The 17,101-nt window shown below is 73.1% G+C and carries 19 protein-coding genes; 7 read left to right on the top strand and 12 right to left on the bottom strand.

The window, feature by feature from the left end:
• Window positions 1–6: 6 nt before the first annotated feature.
• Window positions 7–597, bottom strand: coding sequence for a general stress protein (locus tag AB0K10_RS25755; protein ID WP_363687509.1), 591 nt, complete (start codon window positions 595–597; stop codon window positions 7–9).
• 166 nt (window positions 598–763) lie between these two features.
• On the opposite strand from AB0K10_RS25755, the gene AB0K10_RS25750 reads away from it, so the two are divergent.
• Both AB0K10_RS25750 and AB0K10_RS25745 read left to right on the top strand, forming a co-directional pair.
• Entirely contained in the window at window positions 764–2,593 is a 1,830-nt protein-coding gene (locus AB0K10_RS25750) for a glycoside hydrolase family 15 protein (protein WP_363687507.1), read from the top strand.
• A gap of 54 nt (window positions 2,594–2,647) precedes the next feature.
• Window positions 2,648–3,148 carry a metallophosphoesterase gene (locus AB0K10_RS25745; protein ID WP_363687505.1) on the top strand — a complete coding sequence of 167 codons (501 nt, stop codon included), beginning with the start codon at window positions 2,648–2,650 and terminating at the stop codon, window positions 3,146–3,148.
• A 9-nt stretch (window positions 3,149–3,157) separates the two neighbouring features.
• Here AB0K10_RS25745 and AB0K10_RS25740 read toward each other — a convergent pair whose 3' ends face one another.
• Complete coding sequence (locus AB0K10_RS25740; RefSeq protein WP_363687677.1) at window positions 3,158–3,376, bottom strand: DUF3072 domain-containing protein; 219 nt, start codon at window positions 3,374–3,376, stop codon at window positions 3,158–3,160.
• Between the two features lie 91 nt (window positions 3,377–3,467).
• Here AB0K10_RS25740 and AB0K10_RS25735 point away from each other — a divergent pair, with 91 nt between their 5' ends.
• The gene (locus AB0K10_RS25735) at window positions 3,468–4,427 is read left to right on the top strand and encodes an FAD-dependent oxidoreductase (RefSeq protein WP_363687503.1); all 960 of its coding nucleotides are present in this window, start codon (window positions 3,468–3,470) and stop codon (window positions 4,425–4,427) included.
• A 17-nt stretch (window positions 4,428–4,444) separates the two neighbouring features.
• Here the strand turns inward: AB0K10_RS25735 and AB0K10_RS25730 are convergent, their stop codons facing one another.
• From AB0K10_RS25730 to AB0K10_RS25720, 3 genes are all read right to left on the bottom strand, one after another.
• The gene (locus tag AB0K10_RS25730) at window positions 4,445–5,734 is read right to left on the bottom strand and encodes a cation:proton antiporter (protein ID WP_363687501.1); all 1,290 of its coding nucleotides are present in this window, start codon (window positions 5,732–5,734) and stop codon (window positions 4,445–4,447) included.
• Between the two features lie 106 nt (window positions 5,735–5,840).
• Window positions 5,841–6,518, bottom strand: a complete 678-nt coding sequence (locus AB0K10_RS25725; protein WP_363687499.1) for an HAD family hydrolase — start codon at window positions 6,516–6,518, stop codon at window positions 5,841–5,843.
• 63 nt (window positions 6,519–6,581) lie between these two features.
• Window positions 6,582–8,717 (bottom strand): SpoIIE family protein phosphatase, encoded by a 2,136-nt coding sequence (locus AB0K10_RS25720; protein WP_363687497.1) that lies wholly within the window; start codon window positions 8,715–8,717, stop codon window positions 6,582–6,584.
• A 198-nt stretch (window positions 8,718–8,915) separates the two neighbouring features.
• Here AB0K10_RS25720 and AB0K10_RS25715 point away from each other — a divergent pair, with 198 nt between their 5' ends.
• Window positions 8,916–9,779, top strand: coding sequence for a hypothetical protein (locus AB0K10_RS25715; protein ID WP_363687495.1), 864 nt, complete (start codon window positions 8,916–8,918; stop codon window positions 9,777–9,779).
• A gap of 86 nt (window positions 9,780–9,865) precedes the next feature.
• On the opposite strand, the gene AB0K10_RS25710 is transcribed toward AB0K10_RS25715, so the two are convergent.
• Window positions 9,866–10,219 carry a DUF6401 family natural product biosynthesis protein gene (locus tag AB0K10_RS25710; protein WP_363687493.1) on the bottom strand — a complete coding sequence of 118 codons (354 nt, stop codon included), beginning with the start codon at window positions 10,217–10,219 and terminating at the stop codon, window positions 9,866–9,868.
• Window positions 10,220–10,413: 194 nt separating this feature from the next.
• Here AB0K10_RS25710 and AB0K10_RS25705 point away from each other — a divergent pair, with 194 nt between their 5' ends.
• Window positions 10,414–10,863, top strand: a complete 450-nt coding sequence (locus tag AB0K10_RS25705; RefSeq protein ID WP_363687491.1) for a hypothetical protein — start codon at window positions 10,414–10,416, stop codon at window positions 10,861–10,863.
• On the opposite strand, the gene AB0K10_RS25700 is transcribed toward AB0K10_RS25705, so the two are convergent.
• Complete coding sequence (locus AB0K10_RS25700; RefSeq protein WP_039905880.1) at window positions 10,860–11,069, bottom strand: hypothetical protein; 210 nt, start codon at window positions 11,067–11,069, stop codon at window positions 10,860–10,862. The two genes, AB0K10_RS25705 and AB0K10_RS25700, sit on opposite strands and share 4 nt — an antisense overlap.
• Window positions 11,070–11,226: 157 nt before the next feature.
• Between AB0K10_RS25700 and AB0K10_RS25695 the strand changes: the two genes are divergently transcribed.
• Window positions 11,227–12,648: an MFS transporter gene (locus AB0K10_RS25695; protein ID WP_363687489.1), complete on the top strand. Its 1,422-nt coding sequence runs from the start codon at window positions 11,227–11,229 to the stop codon at window positions 12,646–12,648.
• On the opposite strand, the gene AB0K10_RS25690 is transcribed toward AB0K10_RS25695, so the two are convergent.
• The 4 genes from AB0K10_RS25690 to AB0K10_RS25675 all read right to left on the bottom strand — a co-directional run bounded on the left by AB0K10_RS25690 (window position 12,603) and on the right by AB0K10_RS25675 (window position 14,975).
• Window positions 12,603–12,860 carry a hypothetical protein gene (locus AB0K10_RS25690; RefSeq protein ID WP_363687487.1) on the bottom strand — a complete coding sequence of 86 codons (258 nt, stop codon included), beginning with the start codon at window positions 12,858–12,860 and terminating at the stop codon, window positions 12,603–12,605. The two genes, AB0K10_RS25695 and AB0K10_RS25690, sit on opposite strands and share 46 nt — an antisense overlap.
• Window positions 12,861–12,966: 106 nt before the next feature.
• Entirely contained in the window at window positions 12,967–13,428 is a 462-nt protein-coding gene (locus tag AB0K10_RS25685) for an SRPBCC family protein (RefSeq protein WP_363687485.1), read from the bottom strand.
• 52 nt (window positions 13,429–13,480) lie between these two features.
• A complete protein-coding gene (locus AB0K10_RS25680; protein WP_363687483.1) occupies window positions 13,481–13,897 on the bottom strand; it encodes a DUF2795 domain-containing protein in 417 nt (138 codons plus the stop codon).
• 91 nt (window positions 13,898–13,988) lie between these two features.
• On the bottom strand, window positions 13,989–14,975 hold the full coding sequence (locus tag AB0K10_RS25675; RefSeq protein WP_363687481.1) for a YihY/virulence factor BrkB family protein: 987 nt from the start codon (window positions 14,973–14,975) through the stop codon (window positions 13,989–13,991).
• Between the two features lie 196 nt (window positions 14,976–15,171).
• On the opposite strand from AB0K10_RS25675, the gene AB0K10_RS25670 reads away from it, so the two are divergent.
• Window positions 15,172–15,573: a ChaB family protein gene (locus AB0K10_RS25670; RefSeq protein WP_363687479.1), complete on the top strand. Its 402-nt coding sequence runs from the start codon at window positions 15,172–15,174 to the stop codon at window positions 15,571–15,573.
• A gap of 55 nt (window positions 15,574–15,628) precedes the next feature.
• On the opposite strand, the gene AB0K10_RS25665 is transcribed toward AB0K10_RS25670, so the two are convergent.
• On the bottom strand, window positions 15,629–17,062 hold the full coding sequence (locus AB0K10_RS25665; protein ID WP_363687477.1) for an aldehyde dehydrogenase family protein: 1,434 nt from the start codon (window positions 17,060–17,062) through the stop codon (window positions 15,629–15,631).
• Window positions 17,063–17,101 lie beyond the last annotated feature (39 nt).

The raw sequence follows: 17,101 nt of genomic DNA, 5'->3' as shown, positions 1-17,101 counted from the left end.
GGTGGCTCAGCGGGCGTTCGCCGGCGTCGAGCCGGGCACCTGCATCCGGCCCAGCAGTTGCCGGGCCTGGTCGGCGAGCTGCGCGTCGACGGTCACCGCGTACTGGCCGGCGCGCAGCGAGCTGGCCGAGGTGAAGTCGCGTTGTCCGCCGGTCATCGCGTGCGCGACCGCGCCGAACACGGCGCCCCAGATCGCGCCGATGACCAGGCCGACCAGGATCACCGCCAGCCAGTTGCCCACGGTGAAGATGCCGAACAGCAGGCCGATGAAGAGCCCGAACCAGGCGCCGGTGCCGGCGCCGAGCAGGGCCGCGCGGCCGGTGGTCATCCGCCCGAGCACCGTCTCCACGAGAGTGAGGTTCGTGCCGACGATGGCGCTGTGCTCCACCGGGAAGCGGTTGTCGGCCAAGTAGTCGACAACCTTCTGCGCGGACGGATAGTCCGGATACGAGCCGATCGTCACGGTTGCCGGGCCGCCCTGCGGCCCGTGTCCGTCCCCGGCCGGCGTCGACAGGCGGCCTGCCGGACCGGATGGAAGTACGTCGCCACTCTGTGTGCCGGGCCGCCACGCGGCGGCCGGCCCCGAAGCTGAGGTCATGAGCATCCTCCCTCGTCAGCCGACCGCGTTCCCGCCAGTGCCGAGCGGTAACGCCCGGTGCCGGGCGGCTGCCGGACCCGGCCCCGGCCCGACCGGCGACCGTCGGCGGCACCGGGCGGCGGCACCGGGCGAGGCATGTGCGGGAACGGGCCGGGTAGGCAGGCGGGTGCAGAGCGGACAGATCAGCGACCACGGTTTCCTCGCCGACGGCCGCACGGCGGCGTTGGTGGACCGCGCGGGCTCGGTGAACTGGTGGTGCCCGGGCCGGTTCGACGCCCCGTCGGTGTTCGCGCGGCTGATCGGTGAGGACGCCGGACACTGGTCCATCTGCCCGGAGGGGGACTTCACAATCGAACGCTGCTACCTCGACGGCACGCTGGTGCTGCGGACCGTCTTCCGCACCGCCCAGGGCGAGGTGGAATTGACCGACGCGCTCGCCCTGGAGCCCGGCGCGCGCGAGCACGAAATCGGAATGCGCTCACCCCAGGTGCTGGTTCGCAGCGTGCGGGGCCTGGCCGGCGAGGTGCCGATGCGGGTGCACTACCGACCCCGCTTCGAGTACGGGCGCACCACACCGTTCCTCGTCGAGCGGGGCGGGGCCCTGGAGGCCGTCGGCGGGGCCAGCCGGCTCACGCTCGCCACCGCTGTGCCGCTTACCTGCGGCGACGGCGAGGCCACCGGGACGTTCACCGTCCGTGCCGGCACGAGGAACAACTTCGCCCTCGGGTACGCCCCGACCTACGACGCGCAGCCGCCACAGGTGCCCGAGGCCGACCAGACGATCGCCGACACGGCCGAGGGATGGCGCTCCTGGGTCCGGCAGCACGGGTACCACGGGGTCTACGCCGAGCAGGTGCGGCGCAGCGCACTTGTGGTGCAGGGCATGACGTACCGACCCAGCGGCGCGGTGGTGGCTTCGGTGACCACGTCGCTGCCTGAGAAGCTCGGCGGGGACCGGAACTACGACTACCGCTACGTCTGGGTGCGCGACTTCACCCTGACCCTGCGGGCGCTGTGGCGTACCGCCTGTTATGACGAGGTGCAGCGGCAGTTCACCTGGTTGGGGCGGGCGATGGGCCGGATCGACGAGGAGCCGGTGCCGATCATGTACGGGGTGCTGGGGGAGCGGGACCTCACCGAGCACCGCCTGGACCAGCTCGCCGGTTACCGCGACAGTCCGCCGGTGATGATCGGCAACGACGCGTGGCGGCAGCGACAGACCGACATCTACGGTGAGGCGTTGGACGCCGCCTGGCTGATGCGCGACCGGCTGGAGCCGTTGGAGCTGGACGTCTATCACCTGCTCCGGGCGCTCGTCGACAAGGCGGAACGGGACTGGAAGCTGCCGGACGCGGGGATGTGGGAGGAACGCGGGATCCAACGCCACCACGTGTCCTCGAAGGTGCAGTGCTGGGTGGCCCTGGACCGGGCGGTCCGCTTCGGCGAACGGCTGGGTGGGCCGTCGGACGTGGCCCGCTGGGCGGCCGCCCGCGACGAGGTGCGTGCTGAGGTGCTGGACCGGGGGTGGAGCGACCGGCTCGGGGCGTACACAGGTAGTTTCGAGTCCGAGGACCTGGACGCTTCGGTGCTGATCATGCCGCTGGTGGGGTTCCTGCCGGCCGACGACCCGCGGATGCGCTCGACGATGCGTGCCGTGGAGGAGCGGCTGTCGCACGACGGCCTGCTGCGGCGCTGGGACGACGACCCGGCGGGGTTCGTCATCTGCTCGTTCTGGCTGGTGTGCTGCCTGGCGCTGGCCGGTGAGCGGGACCGGGCGCACGAGTTGTTCGACGCGCTGGCCGGGAGGCTCAACGACCTCGGCCTGTTCGCCGAGCAGATCGACCCGCTGACCGGGGAGCAGCTGGGCAACTTTCCCCAGGCGTTCTCGCACATCGGCCTGATCAACGCCGCCGGCGTGCTCAGCGACGTGGAGCAGAACCCGGCGCTGCGCGACCTCGGCATGCCGCCGGCGTACTTCACCCCGATGTCGCGCTGACCGTCCCACGAGCGTCCCCGGGTGGACGGGCCCGGCTCGGGGGATGATGCCGGCATGAGGCTGGTGCTCACGGCGGACACGCATCTCCCCAAGCGGGCCCGGGATCTCCCGGGGCCGCTGTGGACGGCGATCGAGGCGGCGGACGTGGTGCTGCACGCCGGCGACTGGGTCGACGAGCCGTTGCTGGACGCGATGACCGCCCGCGCGCGGCGGCTCATCGGCGTGTACGGCAACAACGACGGCCCGGCGCTGCGCGCCCGGCTGCCGGAGGTGGCCCGCGTCGACCTCGACGGGCTGCGGGTGGCCGTGGTGCACGAGACGGGCCCGCGCACCGGCCGGGAGCAGCGGTGCGCGGCCCGGTTTCCCGACGTCGACCTGCTGGTCTTCGGGCACTCGCACATCCCCTGGGACAGCGTGGCGCCCGGTGGACTACGTCTGCTCAACCCCGGGTCACCCACCGACCGCCGCTCCCAGCCACACGCCACCTACCTGGAGGCCGAGACAACCGGGGGCCGCCTGACGCGCGTCCGGCTGCACACCCTGCCGCGTCCCTGAGCCGCCGAGCTACTGGCCGCGGCCCGTCTCGGCCTGGAGCTCGTCGATCCGCTTGGACGCCTCGGCCTTGGTCAGATCGTCCGGCAGCGTCGCGTCCGCCTCGCGGGCCAACGTGGCCAGGTACGACTCCTGGGCCGCCGTCGGCGGCTCGTCGCCGGTGACCCACTCGTCCGGGTCCTTGATCGCGCCACGCGGGTCGGCCTGGTCGTTGTTGCGGTCCGTCATCATCATCACCCTTTCTTCGAACAGGTGTGCCAGTACCCCGATCACCACCGGTTCATGCCCGTCCGCAGCGACTGTCGGCACCTACGATCACCGGATGAGCGTGAACTCCTCGGGCGTGGTGGTGGTCGGGGCGGGCATCGCCGGGGTGGCCTGCGCGGTGGAGCTGGTCCGGGCCGGGGTGCCGGTGCAGGTCCGCGAACGCGGGCACGTCTGCGGCGGCCGGATGGCCAGCAAACGCTTCGACGGCCGCCCCGCCGACACCGGCGCCGCGTACTTCACCGTCAGCGACCCGGACTTCGCCGCCGTGGTCGACGAGTGGCGTGCCGCCGACCTGGTCCGGGAGTGGACCGACACCTTCTGGTCGTACGACACGAACGGCCGCCACGACGTGCCCGGCCCGATGCGCTACGCCGCGCCCCGCGGGCTGCGGTCGCTTGTCGAGCACCTGGCCGGGGCGGTGCCGGTGACAGTCGACCGGTTGGTGCTCGCCGTGGAGCCCGGCCCGGCCGTCGACGGCGAGCCGTGCGCGGCGGTCGCGCTGGCCATGCCGGGGCCGCAGGCCGCCCTGCTGCTCGATCCCGCCCTGGCCGACGCCACCCGTGTCGTACAGGCGCAGACCTGGTCACCGGCCCTGGCCGCGGTGCTGCGTTTCCCGTCCCGTCGCTGGCCGCGTTTCCGCGGGGCGTTCGTCAACGACCACCCGGTGCTCAAGCTGGTCTGCGACGACGGCGATCGGCGCGGTGACGACGCGCCGGTGCTGGTGGCGCACACCCTGCCGGAGTTCGCCGCCGGGCATCTGGCCCAGCCCTCCGGCGCCGGACCGGCGATCGAGCAGGCCGTCCGGGACCTGCTGGGGCTCACCGAGGAGGCCACCGACGTGCACGTGCACCGTTGGACGTACGCCACGCCGGCCGGTGACGTCACCGGGAACACCCACCACCTCGACGCCGACGGGATCGGCCTGGCCGGCGACGCGTTCGGCAAGCCCCGCGTGCAGAGCGCCTGGCGCTCCGGTCGCGACCTCGGCCGGGCTCTGGCGGCCCGCCTCGGCTGACCGCCGCTGCCCACTCCTCAGGAGCGCCCACCGGCGGCGACCGGCTGGGCCTCCCGTTCGGACGGGTCCTCGGTCCGCTCACCCTCCCGGTCCAGCAACTGCATGACCGGGGTCGCCGCCACGCCGTGCACCACCACGGAGACGAGCACCACCAGCCCGACGGTGGCCCACAGCAGCTCCGCCTGCGGAAAGTCCGCCTTCGTGGTGGCGTACGCCAGGTAGTAGAACGAGCCCACGCCGCGGATGCCGAACAGCGAGATCACCCAGTGTTCGGCCGGACGGCCGGGCGCACCGCGCAGCGACAACCAGCCGAAGGCCGGGCGGACCAGGAAGACCAGCGCCAGCCCGACGGCCGCCGCCGGCCAGGTCAGCGGGCCGAGCAGGCCGCCCACGATCGCGCCACCGAGCAGCAGCAACAGCACCAGGGTGAGCAGCCGCTCGACCTGCTCGGCGAAGTCGTGCAGCACCGAGTGGAACTCGTGGGTCCGTTCGGCGGCCCGGATGGCCCGCGCGGCCACGAACACCGCCAGGAAGCCGTACCCGCCGGCCACCTCCACCAGCCCGTAGGCCAGGAAGGTGGCGGCCAGCGCCAGGAAACCCTCGGCGTGCCGGGCCAGCCGGAGCTCGCTGGGTGCCCGGAAGAACAGCTTGCCGAGCAGCCAGCCGATGAGCAGGCCGCCGCCCACACCGACGCCCACCTTCCAGAGCACGTCGACGGTGAACCACTCCGCCAGCCACGCGTGCGGGGCGAGGCTGGTCGAGGCGATCGCGACGGCCGCGTAGACGAACGGGAACGCCAGCCCGTCGTTGAGGCCCGCCTCCGAGGTCAGGGCGAAGCGGACCTCGTCCTCGGAATCCTCCACGTCGGTCGGCTCGCCGACCTGCACGTCGGCGGCGAGAACCGGATCGGTCGGTGCCAGCGCGGCACCCAACAGCAGCGCCGCGGCCGGCACCAGACCGGCCCACCACCACCCGAGCAGCGCCACCGCCGCGATGCACAGTGGCATCGCGATGGCCAGCAGTCGCCAGGTGGACGACCACCGGGCCCAGCTCAACGGCCTGTCGATCTTCAACCCGGCGCCCATCAGGGCGACGATCACCCCGATCTCGGTCAGGTGGGTGGTCAGCTCGGGATGAGCCAGCGGGTCCGGTGTCGGCAGCCCGATCGGCAGGAGGAAGACCAGCATGCCGAGGGCGAGGAACGCGATCGGCATGGACAGCGGACGGTGCTCCAACACCCGGGGCAGGATGCCCGCGAGCAGAGCGCCCACTCCCACCAGCGCGAACGCGACGTCTACCGGCTCCACGAACACCACCTCTCGCCGCACCCGCGCGATGCGGGCAGGTGGCCACAGACCATGCCCCGGAAGACTTCCGGCTATGCGTGCGCGGCGTGGTGAACCGGAGTGAGCCTCACCTCGGCCGGGCGAGCGGGGAATCCGCCAGCTCGGCCAGGAGCGCGGCCGGGTCGTCGTAGACCGCCACCGCGCCGGCGCCGGCGAGTTCCCCCCGGCTGGTGCCGCCGCAGGTCAACCCGACGCAGGGGATGTTCAGCTTGCCAGCCGCGGCGACGTCCCAGACCGAGTCGCCGACGAAGACGACACGCTCGGCGGCCAGCCCGGACTGCTCCAGCGCCGCTTCGAGAATGTCCGGTGCCGGCTTGCTCTCCCGCGCGTCCGCCGACGACGTGACGGTGTCCACCACGTCGTCGGCGTTCAGGGCCCGACGCAGCGCGCCCACCTCGTGCTCGGCTGCGGAGGTGGCGAGCACCACCCGCAGCCCCCGCTCGGCGCACGCGCGCAGCAGGTCCCGCGCCCCGGGCAGCGGAGTCAGCCGTTCCCAGTACTCGGTGTAGAGGGTGTCGTGCGCCTCGCGCAGCTTCGGGTCGTCATCGCGGTCGCGTTCCGGGCCGAGCAGGTGGTCCAGCAGCTTGTCCGAGCCCATCCCGATCGAGCGGTGCACGGTCGCCATCGGCACCCGGTGGTCGGCCTGGCGTAGCGCCTCCCACCAGCTCACCGTGTGCAGGTAGGTGGTGTCGACGAGCGTTCCGTCGATGTCGAAGAGGACCCCATGGGGTTGTTCGGTGGCCATGAGCGCACTCCTACCCGGTCTGCGGCCGGCTGATTCGTCCGCGCTCGCCGAGGCCGGACGACCTCAGCCGGGCTCGGACCGCGGAACGAGAATCTCGAACCAGACCGTGGACCCGCGCACCGACGGGTCGGTGCCCCACGCGTCGCTCAGCTCCTCGATCAGGCCCAACCCGCGCCCGCGACTGCTCAACGTGTCGGTGCGCGTCCGGGTCACGGTGCCCCGGGTGCCGGAGTCGGCGACCGAGACCAGCAGCCGCTCCGGGCTGAGGTCGATCTCCACGCGGGCGGCCGTGCCGGCGTGCAGCAGCGCGTTTGTGGTCAGCTCGCTCGTGCACAGCACCGCCGCGCCGATCACCGACTCGGGCACCTGCCACTCGGTGAGCTGGCCGGTCATCCAGTGCCGGACCCGGCTGGGCGCGGTCGGCTCGGCAGGCACCTCCATCGCCGTCGACCGGCTCGGCTTGAGCGCGTGCTCGACCGCCAGCACGGCCACGTCGTCCTCGGTGCCGCCGGACACCGCGGCGGTGGCCACGGCGCAGAGGGCACGGGGATCACTGGTGCCGGCCTTGGCGACCGCGTCGCCGAGGGTGTCCAGGCCTGCGGTGAGGCTCTGCCGCCGGCGCTCCACCACCCCGTCGCTGAACAACAGCAGGGTGTCGCCGGGCGGGAACGCGACGGTGACGGTGGTCGGGCGCCCACCCAGCCCCAGCGGGGGACCGGCCGGCAGGTCCACGTACTCGGCGTGCGACCGGCCGTCCGGGGCGCTGCGGCGGATCAGCGGGGCGGGATGACCGGCGCTGGCCAAGGTCAACTCCCGCCGTTCGGCGTCGATGACCCCGAACGCCACGGTGGCGAACAGTTCGAGGGTGCCGGCCTCCGCGCCGAGGCTGGTCACCAGCCGGTCCAGCCCGGCCAGCACCGCGTCCGGCGCGGGGTCGGCCAGGGCCAGCGCCCGCAGTGCCGCCCGCACCTGCCCCATCCGCGCGGCGGCCTGCACGTCGTGCCCGGCGACGTCACCCAACACCACGCCCAGCGCGCCGGTGGGCAGCAGGAACGCGTCGTAGAAGTCGCCGCCCGCCGCGTTGCCGTCCACACCCGGGTCGTAGCGGGCCGCGATGCGCAGCCGGGGCAGGTCGGGGAGGTGTTCCGGCAGCATGCTGCGTTGCAGCAGTTGGGCGGTGCCGTGCTGGGTCTCGAACCGCCGGGCCCGTTCCGCCGCCTGACCGATCAGCTCCGCCGAGGCGGCCAGCAGTGCCCGATCGGCGGCCGACCAGGAGTGCGGCGCCTGGTAACCGACAGTCAACCCACCCCGGACAACCGACGTGCCCAGCGGCAACACGGCCATCGACCGGATCTTCTGGTCGTGGCGGTCCACTGCCGTCTCGCGCAGCGGCTGCCCGTCGCGGGTGAACGACGGCTCGCCCGAGCGGGCCGCGAGCGCGACCGGGCTCGACCAGTCCGCCGGGGCCCGCCGCCACAGCGGCGGCAAGCGTTCGTCGGCCTCGTCCATCAGCTCGCCACGGACCCGGCGCACCATCCGCCAGCCGCCGCCACCCTCGTCGACCACGAAGGCGACCCGGTCGGCGTCGAACGTGGTGATGGTGTGGCGCAGCGCCACCCGAGCCACGTCGTCGAGGGTGAGGGTGCCGGCGAGCGCGGCGGCGACCTCGCTGAGACTCTGCAACTGCTCCGTCACGTGGGTGGTCTCGGCGGCCACCGTCAGGATCCCCACGATCCGCCCGGTGCTGTCCCGGACGGCGGAGTGCCCGCGGGTGAAGACGACAGGCTCGACCACCCCGGAGCTGTCCCGGATCAGGGGGAGCGTGGACTCCCTCTCCAGGAACGGCACACCCTCCCGGTAGGCGCGCTCGATCACGTCACCGAAGCCGGGCAGCGCCCAGACCTCGGCGTACACCTCGGCGGCCGGTCGGCCCAGGGCTGCCGGATGTTTGCTCCCCAGCAACTCGGCATAGCCGTCGTTGTAGAGCAGGACGAGGTCGTCGCCGTACGCCAGGGCCATCGGCATCGGCGAGGCGAGGATCAGCTCGACCACGGCCCGGACCGCCGGATCCCACCTCTCGCGCGGGCCGAGTGCGGTGGCGGACCAGTCGTGGGCGAGCGCGGCGGCCGCACCGGGCCCGGTGGATGCGCCGGGGACCGGAATTGCTGGCGTGGGGACTCGCCCGACCGTTCCTGGCATGTTCGCAGCCTAGCCGGCCGCCGGTCAGCCGCATCCGATCGCGTGCACGGGTCGCGGCCGACCCCGGCGCGGTGACTGTTCGGGCAGGTCAAGGCCCCTGTTGGTCGACTTGTCGGAAAAATGGCAGCGAGCCGCGCGGACTGCCGTACCGGTGGCCGGGTATGCGCCCGGCGCAGTCCATGCGACAGGAGGGACATCATGCTGAAAACCCTCGCGGTTCGGCAGGCCGACATCGGCGATGCCATCGCCGACACCTGGAGGTCGGTGCTGCTCTTCATCCCGAAGGCAGTGGCCTTCATCGTCATCCTCGTGGTCGGCTGGCTCATCGCCAGAGCGGTCCTCAAGATCGTGGATGCGGTGCTGGAACGGGTGCGCTTCGACCAGGCGGTCGAACGCGGAGGCATCAAACGGGCACTGGAGAGAACGAAGTACGACGCCAGCGACATCCTGGCCAGGCTGGCGTACTACGCCGTCCTGCTGTTCACCCTGCAGTTCGCCTTCGGAGTCTGGGGGCCCAACGCGATCAGTGACCTGATCAGCGGTGTGGTGGCCTGGCTGCCGCGTGCGTTCATCGCGATCGTCATCGTGGTGGTCGCTGCCGCGATCGCCAACGCAGCCCGGGATCTGGTCACCGGGGCGCTGGGCGGGCTCTCGTACGGCAAGGTCCTGGCCGACCTGACGGCGATCTTCATCATCGCGCTCGGCGTGATCGCCGCGCTGAACCAGGTGGGTATCGCCACCACGGTCACCACTCCGGTGCTGATCGCGGTGCTCGCCACGGTCGCCGGCATCCTGATCGTCGGCGTCGGCGGTGGTCTGGTGAAGCCGATGCAGAACCGCTGGGACGGTTGGCTCGACCGGGCCGCCCAGGAAGCCCGGGCGGTGCAGGAGCACCGGCGCGCCAACGCTGCCGGGCGCGGCGACATGGAGCGGCAGATGGCCGACCGTGGCGGCGACCGGACCCAGGCCATGCCCCGGGTCGACGAGCAGTCGACGATGTCCGGTGGGCGCGGCACGTACCAGTCCGGTGCGGCCGACGAGAGCCAGCAGTACCGCCCGTAGCGGGGCGCACGGCACGATCGTGAGGGGGCGTCCGCGTTACGCGGGCGCCCTCCCCGCGTCGCGAGTGGTACGGGGTAACCGGCCCGTCAGGAGCGGTCGAGCGAACGGGCCAGCGCGCAGACGGCGACGAGCCGGGCGAGCGGCCACTCCGGCTCGCTCCAGTCCACCGGGCCCCGCGGCGGCGTCCACCCGTGCTCCAGGGCGGCCGCGCGTACCCCCTCGGCGTAGCCGGCGAGCGTCGCGGCGGTCAACGGCCGCCGGTCGCCGTCCAGGCTGTCCCGGACGGCGGCGGCGTGCTGGTCGACGAGCGCCAGCAGCCCGGGACGGGCGGCGGCGGCGGCGAGGCCGGCGGTGCCCACGGAGACGGTGAGGGCGGCCAGGGAGGAGCGCGCCGACTCGACGGCGGTCCCGCTGGCGGCCAGGTGGTACGGCACACGCATGGTGACCGAGGCTAACCGACAGGTGACCGGGTCGACCTCGGCCGCTCGGCGGGTGTCGCTTGGGCCACTGGACGAGTCGGGGCTGGCCGCGAGGGTTGATCCGGCACAGACGGGGCAGCAGGAGAGCAACGGTGCGGCGCGGCACAGAGCACGGGCGCCGCCGGTGGGACGGCATACCAGCACGGAGGGTGATGATGGGGGAGCGGACGGACGGCCCGGACGAGCGGCACCGGCGGCCGGCGGGGGTCAGCGACGAGACGGTCGCGGCGCTGGGCAAGCTCAGCGAGGCGCTGGAGTGCGTGGAACGGGCCCGTGGGCACCTGTACTCGCTGCACCAGCTGATCGGGCACGCCGACCTGATGCTCGACGACGCCGTGGAGCAGTTCCGCGCCGCCGGACATCCGCACCTCGCCGACCGGATCGACACCGAACTGCTCGGCCGCAACGTGATCGCCGGCCGCTGGACGTTCCAGATCGTCGAGGACTTCGACGACGGTTACCACGCGTTGTTCCGCGAGCTGGACCGGCAGGCCCGCGAGGAGTTGGTGGGCGGGCGGCGTCACCTGTACGAGGCGGAGATGAAGGAGCGCCGCCGTACCCGGGGCCAGCCGGGACACGAGGCCCGGCCAGCCGGCGCCGGCTAGTCCCCTGTCGCGTTGGCCGGCCGGCGCCGAGCGGCGTCGTCGGCGATGATCACGGTTGCCACCATGAGCGCGACGCAGAGGCTGAACAGCCAGGAGTCGTCGGAGACGAGCCAGGCCGACACGGGCGCCTGCAGCGCGGCGAGCAGGAAGCCGAGCCAGGCGAGGCGGCGCTGACGCGTGGAGAGGATTCCGGAGCCTTGATGCATCCCGAAATTCTTACGCGAACGGGCTCGATTGCCGTCACCCGATCGGCCGATTCTGGCTGAGCTGTCCGCTTTTTCGACCGTCCGGACACCAGTTCTTGTCGCGACGCACGTGCGGCACCGACCTCCGGTAGAGTGCGCTGCGGCAGGATGGTTTCCCGTGTCGACCCCGCCCGCGCCTCCCCGCGCCACGCTGCTCCTGCTGGCCTATCTCGCGTTCGTCAGCCTCGGCCTGCCCGACGGGCTGCTCGGCGTCGGCTGGCCGTCGATCCGGGCGGACTTCGGCGTACCCACCGAGACGGTCGGGTTGCTGCTCACCGCGGGCACCGTCGGCTATCTGGCCTCCAGCGTGCTGGCCGGGTTCACGCTGGCCCGCGTCGGCGTGGGCGCGCTGCTCGCCGGCAGCACCCTGCTGGCCAGCCTGGCGCTGACCGGTTACGCCGTGAGCCCCGGACTGGCCGTACTCGTGGGCTGTGCGCTGCTGCTCGGGCTGGGCTCCGGCGCGGTCGATTCCGGGCTCAACGCGTACGCCGCCGGTGCCTTCGGCCCGCGACACATGAACTGGCTGCACGCCTTCTTCGGCCTCGGCGTGGCGATCGGTCCACTGATCATGACGGCGGCGCTCAGCGCCGGGCTGGCCTGGCGGTGGGGGTACGGCATCGTGGCGGGCGCCCAACTCGCCCTCGCCAGCGCGTTCGCGCTCACCGTACGCGCCTGGCAGCGCCGCGCTCCCGAGCCGGGCGCGGGGACGACCGGGGCCGTTCCGGCGGTCCGGGTGCCCGTTCTCGCCACGCTGCGGCTGCCGGCGGTCTGGTCCGGGGCGCTGGCCTTCGCCCTGTACGTGGCCATCGAGGTGTCCGCCGGGCTCTGGGCGTTCCTGCTGCTCACCCAGGGACGCGGTCTGAGCGGTGCCGTGGCGGGCGGCTGTGTCTCCGCGTACTGGGGCAGCCTCTTCGCCGGCCGGGTGGTGCAGGGCGTGGTGGCCGAGCGGCTGGGGCCGCGGTTGGTGTTGCGGGTCAGCCTGGGCGGCATGGCCGCCGGCGCGGCGCTGATCGCGGTGCCCGGGTCGGCCGCGCTGGCCGTGCTCGGCCTGGTCGTGGTCGGCTTCGCCGCCGCGCCGGTGTTTCCCTTGCTCACCCTCACCACCGCCGACCGGGTCGGCGCAGCGCACGCCGACCGGGCCATTGGGCTCCAGATCGGCGCCTCCGGTCTGGGCGCGGCGCTCGTCCCCGGCGGGCTCGGCGTGCTGATCAGCAACCTGTCCGTGCAGGTGCTCGGCCCGGCCCTGGTGGTGCTGGCGCTGGCGCTGATCCTGCTCTACGAGCTGGGCGCCCGCCGGCCTGCCGCCGGAAGCGGGCCGGAGCGGACCGACGCGGCCGGCAGTGGGCCGGAGCAGACCGACGCTGCCGGCAGTGGGCCGGAGCAGACCGACGCGGCCAGCAGTGGGCCGGGGCGGACCGGCGCCGGGCCGGAGCGGACCGGATCCGGGGCGGCCGAGGCGCCGGCCCAGGCCCGGAGCGCCGCGTCCGACGCGGACTATCCGTTGTCCGGCCCGGTCCGGCCGGTCGTCGACGGGCGGTAGGCGCGCTGGGGGTCGGTCGGCTCCCGTGCGGTGCCCTCGGCCTGACCGTCGCGGTCGGCCGCTGCGGGCCCGTGCCCGAAGGCCGCCTCCTCACCGGCGTCGTTGCCGGTCACGTCGTCGGCCTGCCCGTCGATGCTGGAGCCCGCCACGGCGCGCTCCAACTCCTCCAGCGGAAGCCGTTCCTCGTCGCGCCACACCCTGTCGTCCGTCATGACTACAGCCGTACCCGGGCGCGATGATCGCAAACGGGCGCCGGCCGGCCCGAAACGCCACGATGGCCGCCGGAGAATCCGGCGGCCATCGTCGTTCGGTGCGAGGTCACGGCTGCGGGCGATCCACCTGGCCACGCCAGCCGCCGGTCTCCTGACCGCGCCGCTCGATGAACGTCTTGAACCGCTCCAGGTCGCCCTTGGCCCGCCTGTCGACGATGCCGAGCTTGTCGCCGGCCTGCTCGACCACCCCGTGCGGCTCGAACTCGAGCTGGAGGGTGACCCGGGTCTTGGCCTCGTCCAGGCGGTGGAAGGTCACCACGCCCGCCTGCTGGGTGCCGCCCGTGGAACGCCAGGCGACCCGCTCGTCGGGCAACTGCTCGGTGATCTCGGCGTCGAACTCACGCTTCACACCGGCGATGTCCACCGTCCAGTGGGTCATCGTCTCGGAGAGCTGCCGGACCTCCTGCACGCCCTCCATGAACTGGGGGAACTCCTCGAACTGCGTCCACTGGTCGTACGCGGTGCGGACGGGTACGGCTACCTCGACGTGTTCGGTAACGCCACTCATCAGGAACCCTCCTTCAGTCGCGGGTGGGGATGGGATCGGGGGACGATCCCGCTCACCAGCGGGTTGTCTCGTTCTTGTGGCCGAGCGCCGCCCACACCTCGGAGACCGTCTGGTACTCGGTGCCCTCGGGCAGCCGCTCCAGCGCCGCCACGATGTCGTCCGGCGCCTCGTTCTCGCGGGCGCTGGCGATGAGCACCAGTCGGTCGCCCGGCAGCGCGCTCATCGAGATGAACCGGCCGAGCCGGCTGCGCTGCTCGACGTCTGTGGAACTCATCCCCTGCGGCGTGCCGGTGCGCAGGTCGCCCGCCGGGGCCGTGGTGGTCTCCGGTTGGTCCTCGCCGGCCGGTTCCGGCACCCGGGACTCGTCGACCCGAGAGCCGCCGGTCCCCGGCCCCTGAATGAGGCCGCTGACCTCCTGGCTCATCTGCTCGTCGATCCTCGGTCCGTGCTTGCTGTTGCCACGCTCCATGCCTTCTGCGCTACCCGGCACCCCGGCCGCTAAACCGGCACCGCGTCACGAACCGGCCCCGACGCCGGACATCCGGGCGGACATCAGGCGTTCAGGAATCGGCCGGCTTCCGTGGCGGCAGCACCGGCTCCTCCGGGTCGGGATCGCCGGCCTGCAACTGCCGGCCGCGCTGCACCTCGGCGTTGATCTGCACGCCCAGCATCAGGGCGGAGTTGGACAGGTAGAGCCAGACCAGGAACGCGATGGCCGCGCCCAGGCTGCCGTAGGTCGTGTTGTACGAGGCGAAGGTGGTCACGTAGAGGCCGAAGCCGAAGGACACCGCCGCCCAGGAGACCAGGGCGACCGCGCCGCCGGGAGTGAGCCAGCGGAAGCGGGGCTGGCGTACGTTCGGGGCGATCCAGAACAGCAGGGACAGCAGCACCATCATGACCAGGGCGAGCACCGGCCACTTCGCCACGCTCCACACCGTCCGGGCCAGGCCACCGGCGTGGATCAGGTCGCCGACCGCGTCGGTGACCGGGCCGCTGACGATCAGCGCGAGGGCGACCACCGCGAGCAGCACCAACGTCACCGCGGCCAGACCGATCTGCACCGGCCGCAGCTTCCAGACCGGCCGACCCTCGGTCACCCCGTAGATCGCGTTGGAGGCGCGGGTGAACGCCCCGATGAAGCCCGACGCGGACCACAGCGCGCCGAGCAGACCGAAGCTCAGCAGCACCTTGACGTTGCTCTGCTGCACCACCACGGCCCGGATCACCCCGATCATGCCGCCGTCCTTCTCGGCCACCACCGAGCCGGCACCGACCTGCCGGGCGAGGTCGACCACCGTGTCCAGGGTCCGCTCGCCGTCGGAGACCAGACCGACCAGGGCCACCACCACGATGGCGGACGGAAAGAGCGCCAGCACCCCGTAGTAGGTGAGCGCGGCGGCCCAGTCGGAGCAGTTGTCGTTGACGAAGTTCTGCACGCTGCGGACCAGCACTCCGCGCCACGTCCGCCAGCTCAGCTGTCGCATCCGCCGGGGCACCCGCTCGCCCGGCGTGCCGGCGCGCGTCGTACCGGGCTCCGTGGTCGTCATGCCCGCTCCCTGTGCCCCGGCCACCGGATGACCGGTCATCCGGTCGGGCCTGGCCCGGCCGGTACCCACAGCGGGACATCGACAAACCGGCGCCGACGCCGCCGCGGTGTGCCGGCCCGCCCGCAGGATGCTCTGGTTTGCCGTCGCACCCGCGGGGAATCCTCACAGTCACCCTGTCGACACGGAGGAGGACGAGATGCCCGGGCGCGAAGACCTGCCCAGCACGCTGCGGCGCTCTCCGGACAAGGCGCAGCGCACCTGGGAGAAGACACACGACTCGGCGGTGGAGACCTACGGCGAGGGCGAGCGGTCGCACCGCACCGCCTTCGCGGCGGTGAAGCACCAGTTCGAGAAGGTGGGCGACCACTGGGAGCCGAAGGGCCGCAAGGGCCCGAGCGACAGCCAGGCCGCCGGCGGCGGCCCGGAGCGGCGCGCACCCACCGCCGGTGGGGTGGACGCCAGGGCCAGCAAGGACCACCTCATGTCGGTGGCCCGCAGGCTGGACGTACCCGGCCGGTCGAGCATGACCAAGCCGGAGCTGGTCACGGCCATCGAGAAGGCCAACGACCGGGCCACCCGCAAGGCTCGCGGCGACTGACCCACACACAGCGTGGTACGGGCGGACGCGCCACCCCTGCGTCCGCCCGTACCGCTCACCAGCGCCCGCCGCCGGGCGCCTCGATGTGCACCGCCTTCGTGGCCGTGAACTCGTCCAGCAGCTCCGGGCCGTACCCGAAGCCCTGCCCGCTGGCCCGGCGCGGATGCGCGGCGCCGCCGGGCGCCCCGCCGAACACCGAGTTGACTTTCACGGTGCCCACCGGCAGCTCCCGCCAGGCCCGCTGCGCGTGGCTCATCGACGCGGTCAGCACCGTGGCGGCGAGCCCGTACGGGGAGTCCGCGGCGCAGGTCAACGCCTCGTCGAAGGAGTCGACCACCACCACCGGGGCGACCGGCCCGAACGTCTCCTCCCGCACCAGCACCATGTCGTGCCGGCAGTCGGTGACCACAGTCGCCGGGTAGTACGCCCCGGGTCCGTCCGGCACCTCTCCGCCGCTACGCACCCGCGCGCCGGCCGCCACCGCCGCGCTCACCTGCCCGTGCACGTGGTCGCGGTGCCGCCTGTCGACGAGCGGCCCCAGCTCGGTGCCCGGGTCGCGACCCGGCCCGACCCGTAGGGCGCCGGCGCGTCGCACCAGCGCCGCCACGAAGTCGTCGGCCACCGTCCGGTGGACGTAGATGCGCTCCACCGCCACGCAGATCTGCCCGGCGTTCGCGAACGCGCCGAGCGCGGCCTGCTCCGCCGCCCAGTCCGGGTCGACACCCGCGTCGACGACAAGCGGGTCGCTGCCGCCGTTCTCCAGCAGCACCTTCGCGCCGGTACGCGCCGCGGCGGCGGCGATCGTCCGCCCGGTGGCCGTGGAACCGACGTGCGCGACCACGTCCACGTCCTGCGCGGCAAGCGCCGCGCCGACCTCCGCGCCGCCGGTGAGCAGGGACAGCACGCCGGCCGGCAGCGCCCCGTCCAGGGCCCGCGTCAGCAGCCAGCCCGTCGCCGGCGTTCGCTCGCTGGGTTTGTAGAGCACCACGTTGCCGGTGACCAGTGCCGCGCCGAGCAGCCCGCAGGAGACCGCCACCGGGTCGTTCCACGGGGTGAGAGCGGCGACCACGCCCCGCGGCTGCGGAGTCAGGAAGTCCACCGCATCGAGTGCGCCGTTCAGCGTCCGTCCGCCGCGCAGGGGGGCCAGCTCCGCGTACTGTCGCAGGGTGCCGATGCCCGCCTCGACGCCACCGCGGGCGTCCGCGAGTGGCTTGCCCATCTCCGCGGTGACCGCCGCCGCCAGTTCATCGGTGATCGCCGCGACCGCGTCCGCGGCGCGGTGCAGCATCGCCGCCCGCTCCGCCGGCGCGGTCGCCGCCCACTGCGCAGCCGCGTTCCGGGCCGACTGGGTCGCCTTGTCGACCTCGTCGGCCGTCGCGATGGGCACCGAGCTGACCGGTTCGCCGTCCGCCGGATCGTGGACGACCAGCTCGCCGCCGGCGCCGCCCGCGCCCCACACCCCGCCCACCAGCTGCGTAACCGTATACATGCGGCGGTGGATGCCCCGGCCCCGGCGAGACAAACGCGT

This window comes from Micromonospora sp. NPDC049274 (assembly GCF_040678875.1).
Classification (GTDB): domain Bacteria; phylum Actinomycetota; class Actinomycetes; order Mycobacteriales; family Micromonosporaceae; genus Micromonospora.
This window is presented reverse-complemented; position numbering and strand designations above follow the sequence as displayed.